Origin of the sequence: Streptomyces sp. NPDC060027 (assembly GCF_042737005.1) — a bacterium.
Lineage (GTDB): Bacteria > Actinomycetota > Actinomycetes > Streptomycetales > Streptomycetaceae > Streptomyces.
In genome coordinates this window covers 26,291-32,814 of sequence record NZ_JBHWVI010000083.1, presented here as the reverse complement: position 1 = coordinate 32,814, position 6,524 = coordinate 26,291, and the positions used below count along the sequence as shown (strand labels likewise).

Below are 6,524 nucleotides of genomic sequence, written 5' to 3'. Positions count from 1 at the left end.
GACTCCTCCGGACGGCACGACGCCCTGTGCGGCACCTCCACGCTCGTACGCAACACCGAGCGGTACGGGGACGGAACTCCGCAGTCCGCGTCCCCGGCCGGACGCGAGCTGTTCAAACTGGCCGCCGCCAAGAACGGGCTCGCGCCCCGCGATCTGCCGCCCTCGCTCTCCTTCTTCCAGGGCGTGGAGATACGCGACGACGGCTCACTGGACTTCACCGGCTCGTCCGGCCCCGGCGGCAGCGTCACCCTCCGCGCCGAGCAGGACCTCACCGTGCTGATCGCGAACGTGCCGCACCCGGCCGATCCGCGCCCGGACTACACGAGCACCCCCCTGGAGGTGCTGGCCTGGCGTGCGCGGGCCACCGCGGCGGGCGACCCGCTGTGGGAGGCCACCCCCGAAGGCCGCCGCGCCTTCCTCAACACCGCCGAATTCCTTGCCACGAGGGGGCTCGCATGACCCACGTCACCGTCCCGGCCCGCGCCGCCTGGTCCGCGGTCGTCCGCGCCGGTGAGACGCTCACCGTCACCGATCTGCACGGCAACCAGGCCGTCGACTTCCTGGTGTACGCCGCCGAGGACACCGCCGTCCGCTACAGCGCGCCCGACACGATCCAGGCGCAGGGGAACATCTTCCTGACGACGGGCAGTGTGCTGATGTCGAACGAGCACACCCCGCTGATGACCGTCGTCGAGGACGAGGTCGGCCGGCACGACACGGTCGGCGGCGCCTGCTCCAAGGAGTCCAACACCCTGCGCTACGGGTACCACACCTGGTCCCAGCACGCCTGCGTGGACAACTTCCTCGCGGAGGGCGCCCGTCACGGCCTCGGCAAGCGCGACCTCGTCTCCAACATCAACTGGTACATGAACGTGCCGGTCGAGAAGGACGGCACCCTCGGCATCGTCGACGGGATCTCCGCACCGGGGCTCAGGCTGACCCTGCGCGCCGAGCGCGATGTGATCGTGCTGGTCTCCAACTGCCCCCAGATCAACAACCCGTGCAACGGCTTCGAACCGACGGCGGTCGCGATCACGATCGGGGCGTCCGCATGACCTTCGACACCCTGCTGATCGCCAACCGCGGCGAGATCGCCGTCCGGATCATCCGCAGCGCCCGCGAACTCGGCCTGCGCACGGTCGCCGTGTACTCCGACGCCGACCGCTCGGCACCCCACGTCCGGCTCGCCGACGAGGCCGTACGCCTCGGCCCGGCCCCCGCCAAGGAGTCCTACCTCGACGGCGACCTGGTCCTGAAGGCCGCCAAGGACACCGGGGCCGGGGCGATCCACCCCGGCTACGGCTTCCTGTCCGAGGACGCGGCGTTCGCGCGGCGCTGCGAGGACGCCGGGATCGTGTTCGTCGGGCCGACCCCGGAGCAGCTGGAACTGTTCGGCGCCAAGCACACGGCGCGGGCCGCTGCCGAGGCCGCGGGGGTGCCGCTGGCACCGGGAACGGGACTGCTCTCCGGCCTTCCCGAGGCACTGGAGGCGGCCGGCCGCATCGGCTATCCCGTCATGCTCAAGGCCACCGGCGGGGGCGGCGGCATCGGCATGTCGGCATGTCGATCCGCCGATGAACTGACCGAGGCCTGGGACCGGGTGCAGCGCGTCGCGGCGGCCTCCTTCTCCTCGGCCGGGGTCTTCCTCGAGCGTCTGGTCGAGCACGCCCGCCATGTCGAGGTGCAGGTCTTCGGCGACGGCCGGGGCCGCGTCGTCACCTTCGGCGACCGCGACTGCTCGCTCCAGCGCCGCAACCAGAAGGTCCTGGAGGAGGCCCCCGCTCCGGGCCTGCCCTCCCCCGTGCGCGACCGACTCGCCGCCGCCGCCCGCGAGTTGTGCGCTTCAGTCGACTACCGATCGGCCGGGACCGTCGAGTTCGTGTACGACGCCGCCCGCGAGGAGGCGTATTTCCTGGAGGTCAACACCCGTCTCCAGGTGGAACATCCGGTCACCGAGGAGATCTACGGCGTCGACCTGGTCGCCTGGATGCTCCGCCTGGCCAGGGGTGAGTCCGAGGTCGTACGTGACCCCGGGGCGCCCCGCGGTCACGCCGTCGAGGCCCGGGTGTACGCCGAGGACCCCTCGCGCGAACACCGCCCGAGCGCGGGCCTGTTGACCCGGGTCGAGTTCCCCGGCGGCGTCCGCGTGGACGGCTGGGTCGAGACGGGCACCGAGGTGACCACGTCGTACGACCCGATGCTCGCGAAGATCATCGCGTACGGCCCGGACCGGGCGCACGCCCTGGAGCGGCTCGACGAGGCGCTGGCCAGGACCCGGGTGGACGGCATCGAGACCAATCTCGGGCTGGTGCGGGCCGCGCTCGCCGAACCGTCCTTCCGGCGGGCGGAGCACTCGACGGCCACCCTCGCCGGTGTCGGCGATCCCACACCGCGCGTCGAGGTCGTGTCCGGCGGCACGCTCACCACGGTGCAGGACTGGCCCGGCCGCACCGGCTACTGGCAGGTCGGGGTCCCGCCGTGCGGCCCGATGGACGACCTCTCCTTCCGGCTCGGCAACCGGTCGCTCGGCAACACCGAGGGCGCCCCCGGGCTCGAATGCACCTTGCAGGGCCCGACGTTGCGGTTCACGCACGCCACGACGGTCTGCGTCACCGGGGCCCCCGCACCGGTCACGGTGGACGGCGCCGCCGTCGCCCAGTGGGAGCCGGTGACCGTGCCGGCCGGGGCGGTGCTGGAGGTCGGCGCGCCCACCGGGCACGGCCTGCGCACCTATGTCCTGTTCGCGGGCGGCGGCCTGGACGTGCCAGCGTTCCTCGGCAGCGCCGCCACCTTCACGCTCGGCCGGTTCGGCGGCCACGGGGGCCGGACCCTGCGGACCGGAGACGTGCTGCACGGCGGTGCGGTCACGGCGCTCGGGGCACCCGTGCCGTCCGGCGACCGTCCCGGCCTCACGGCCGAGTGGCGGGTCGGCGTTCTCGAAGGACCGCACGCCGCACCGGAGTTCTTCACCGAGGACGACATCCACGACTTCTACGCGGCGGACTGGAAGGTCCACTTCAACTCGGCCCGCACCGGCGTCCGGCTCATCGGCCCGAAGCCGCGCTGGGCCCGCACGGACGGTGGCGAGGCGGGCCTGCACCCGTCCAACATCCACGACACGCCCTACTCGGTCGGGGCCGTCGACTACACCGGCGACATGCCGGTGCTGCTCGGCCCGGACGGCCCCTCGCTCGGCGGCTTCGTCTGTCCGGCGACCGTCGTCAGCACGGAGCGCTGGAAGCTCGGCCAGTTCCGCCCCGGCGACACCGTGCGCTTCGCGCCGCTCGCCGAGGACGGATCGGCGCGGCCCGCGATCGTCGACGGCGGGGTGCTCGCCCGGGACGGCGATGTGACGTACCGCCGCAGCGGCGACGACAACCTGCTGGTCGAGTTCGGGCCCATGCAATTGGACCTGGCCCTGCGCATGCGCGTCCACGCGCTGATGGAGGCGGTGACGGAGGCCGCTCTCGACGGCGTCACGGATCTGACCCCGGGCATCCGCTCGCTGCAGATCCGGACGGACCCACGCCGTCTGTCCCCACGCGAACTCCTGGACACCGTACGGCGGACGGTCCGCGCCCTCCCCCAGAGCGACCAGCTCGTCGTCCCCTCCCGCACCGTCCATCTCCCGCTGTCCTGGGACGACCCGGCCACCCGCGAGGCGATCGCCCGCTACATGGCCGGTGTCCGCGACGACGCGCCCTGGTGCCCGTGGAACATCGAGTTCATCCGCCGCGTGAACGGCCTGGACTCGGTGGACGACGTGTACCGCACGGTCTTCGACGCCGAGTACCTCGTCCTCGGCCTGGGCGACGTGTACCTGGGCGCCCCGGTCGCCACCCCGCTCGACCCCCGCCACCGTCTGGTCACCACGAAGTACAACCCGGCCCGCACCTGGACCGCCGAGAACTCGGTCGGCATCGGGGGCGCCTACCTCTGCGTCTACGGCATGGAGGGCCCCGGCGGCTACCAGTTCGTCGGCCGGACGACCCAGGTGTGGTCGGGCTGGCAGCAGCGCGGCGCCTTCGAGCCGGGCTCGCCCTGGCTGCTGCGCTTCTTCGACCGGATCAAGTGGTACCCGGTGGAGGCGGACGAACTCCTGGAGCTGCGGGCCGACATCATCTCCGGCCGCTTCGTGCCGCGCGTCGAGGAGGGCACCTTCTCGCTCGCCGCGTACGAGACCTTCCTCGCCGAGAACGCCGAGTCGATCGCGGAGTTCCGGGCCCGGCAGGGCGGCGCGTTCTCCGCCGAACGGGACGCCTGGGAGGCGGCGGGCGAGTTCACCCGCGCGGAGGCGGCTGCGGCCCCACCGGCCCCGGCCGCCGAGGTGAGCGTCCCGGCGGGCGGCCGGCTGATCGAGGCCGAGTTCGCCGCGTCGGTGTGGCAGCTGAACGTGGAGCAGGGTGAGACGGTGACGGCGGGGCAACCGTTGCTCGCCCTGGAGGCGATGAAGATGGAATCGCGCGTCCCCGCCCCGATCGACGGCGTGGTCCGGCAGATCCTCGCCCAACCGGGCGACCAGGTGGAGGCGGGCACGGCGCTGGTGGTCCTGGCACCCCTGGAACCCTAGGCACCGCCCCCGGAACCACAGACACCGTCCCCCGAACCGTCGGCACCGTCCCCCGAACCGTCGGCACCGTCCCCCGAACCGTCGGCACCGTCCCCCGAACCGTCGGCACCGTCCCCGGACCGCAGGCACCGTCCCCGGAACCGTCGGCACCCGCACCCGCCGCACCCGCCGTCGTCGCAGCGCCCCGCGGCCGCCCGCAGCCGCCCACTCGCACCCGCACCCGCACCCGCACCCGCACCCGCACCCGAGGGAACCACCCCAGCACAAGGAGTTCCGATGTCCGCCCTCACCCGAGTCCGCATGGCGTACGCCCGCATCGAGGCCGCGGACCGCCCCGAGATCTGGATCGACCTGCGCCCCCGGGCGGAGGTCGAGCAGGAGGCCCGGGCCGTGGACGCCCGTGTCGCCGCCGGCGAGCGCCTCCCGCTCGCCGGCACGCTCTTCGCCGCGAAGGGCAACATCGATGTGGCGGGCCTGCCCACCACCGCCGGCTGCCCGGCCTACGCGTACGCCCCGGAGGCCGACGCCCCCGCGGTCGCCCGCCTCCGCGCGGCCGGATCCATCGTCCTCGGCACCACGAACCTCGACCAGTTCGCCACCGGCCTGGTCGGCACCCGCTCTCCCCACGGCGCCGTCCGGGGCGCCCTGGACCCGGAAAGGATCAGCGGCGGCTCCAGCTCGGGATCCGCCGTGGCGGTGGCCCTCGGCATCGTCGACCTCGCCCTCGGCACGGACACCGCCGGCTCCGGCCGCGTCCCCGCCGCGTTCAACGGCATCGTCGGTCTCAAGCCGACCCGCGGTCTGGTGCCCACGACCGGTGTCGTCCCGGCCTGCGCCTCCCTCGACTGCGTGACCGTGTTCGCCCGCACGCTCCCGGAGGCCGAACAGGCCCTCGCCCACCTGGCCTCCCCCTCCGGACGCGAGCTGCCCCTCGCCCGGCGCGCGCCGGGGCCCTGGCGCGTCGCCGTCCCGCCGACGGCACAGCTCGGCGAACTGGACGAAGGCTGGGCCGAGGCCTACGAGGCTGCCGTGCACCGGCTCGTGGCGGCCGGGGCCGAGGTGCGTACCCTCGACCTCGCCCCGTTCACCGAGGCCGCCGCCATGCTCTACGAGGGCGCCTTCGTCGCCGAGCGCTACACGGCGGTGGGGAGCTTTGTCGACAAGCTGATCTCCGAGGGGGGTACCGGTCTCGACCCGACCGTCGCGGGGATCATCACCCGAGCCCGGGACATCCCGGCCCACCAGCTCTACGCCGACCAGGAACGGCTGGCTTCGCTGCGCACCCGGGCGCTCGCCGAACTGGCCGACGCGGACGCGCTGCTGCTGCCCACCGCGCCCGGCCATCCCACGCTCGCCGAGGTCGCCGCCGACCCGCTGGGCGCCAACGCCCGCCTGGGCCGCTTCACCAACTCCACGAACCTCTTCGACCTGGCGGCCGTCGCCGTCCCGGCCGGACGGACCCCCGCCGGACTCCCCTTCGGCGTGATGCTGATCGGCCCGGCGTTCACCGACGAGCGGCTGGCGCGGATCGCCCGCTCACTGGAGCCGGGGACGAGCCTCGCCGTGGTCGGGGCGCATCTGTCCGGCCAGCCGCTCAACCCGCAGTTGCTGTCCCTGGGCGCGCGCCTGGACCGTACGACCACGACCGCCGCCGTCTACCGCCTGCACGCCCTGGACACCACCCCGCCGAAACCGGGCCTCGTCCATGTCGGAGCGGGCGGCGGCGCCGTCGAGGCCGAGGTGTGGAGCCTCCCGGCGGACGGCCTCGGACGCCTGCTGGCGGCGCTCCCCCGTCCGATGACGCTGGGCAGCGTCGAACTGGCCGACGGCAGCCGCGTCCCCGGATTCCTCTGCGAACCCGGCGCGCTGGACGGGGCGCCCGACATCACGGAGTACGGCGGCTGGCGCGCGTACGTGAGCCGCCACCCGGACCACTGACCCACCCGGACCGCCG

Annotated in this window: 4 protein-coding genes; all 4 read left to right on the top strand. The window is 73.8% G+C overall.

Annotation, left to right across the window (positions count from 1 at the left end; translation table 11 throughout):
- Positions 1-459, top strand: a 459-nt coding sequence (locus ACFWBT_RS21380; protein WP_385702601.1) for a DUF1989 domain-containing protein, incomplete at its 5' end; no start/stop codon positions are given.
- On the top strand, positions 456-1,055 hold the full coding sequence (locus tag ACFWBT_RS21375) for an urea amidolyase associated protein UAAP2 (RefSeq protein WP_385702599.1): 600 nt from the start codon (positions 456-458) through the stop codon (positions 1,053-1,055). The genes ACFWBT_RS21380 and ACFWBT_RS21375, both read left to right, overlap by 4 nt.
- On the top strand, positions 1,052-4,570 hold the full coding sequence (locus tag ACFWBT_RS21370) for a 5-oxoprolinase/urea amidolyase family protein (RefSeq protein ID WP_385702598.1): 3,519 nt from the start codon (positions 1,052-1,054) through the stop codon (positions 4,568-4,570). The genes ACFWBT_RS21375 and ACFWBT_RS21370 overlap by 4 nt, the downstream gene beginning before the upstream one ends.
- A gap of 276 nt (positions 4,571-4,846) precedes the next feature.
- On the top strand, positions 4,847-6,508 hold the full coding sequence (gene atzF, locus ACFWBT_RS21365) for an allophanate hydrolase (protein WP_385702596.1): 1,662 nt from the start codon (positions 4,847-4,849) through the stop codon (positions 6,506-6,508).
- The last annotated feature ends 16 nt before the right edge of the window (positions 6,509-6,524 follow it).

Bases quoted from the DNA above. Each gene is read 5' to 3' on its own strand.
- ACFWBT_RS21370 (WP_385702598.1), top strand. From the start codon at position 1,052: ATGACCTTCGACACCCTGCTGATCGCCAACCGCGGCGAGATCGCCGTC.
- ACFWBT_RS21375 (WP_385702599.1), top strand. From the start codon at position 456: ATGACCCACGTCACCGTCCCGGCCCGCGCCGCCTGGTCCGCGGTCGTC.
- atzF (WP_385702596.1), top strand. From the start codon at position 4,847: ATGTCCGCCCTCACCCGAGTCCGCATGGCGTACGCCCGCATCGAGGCC.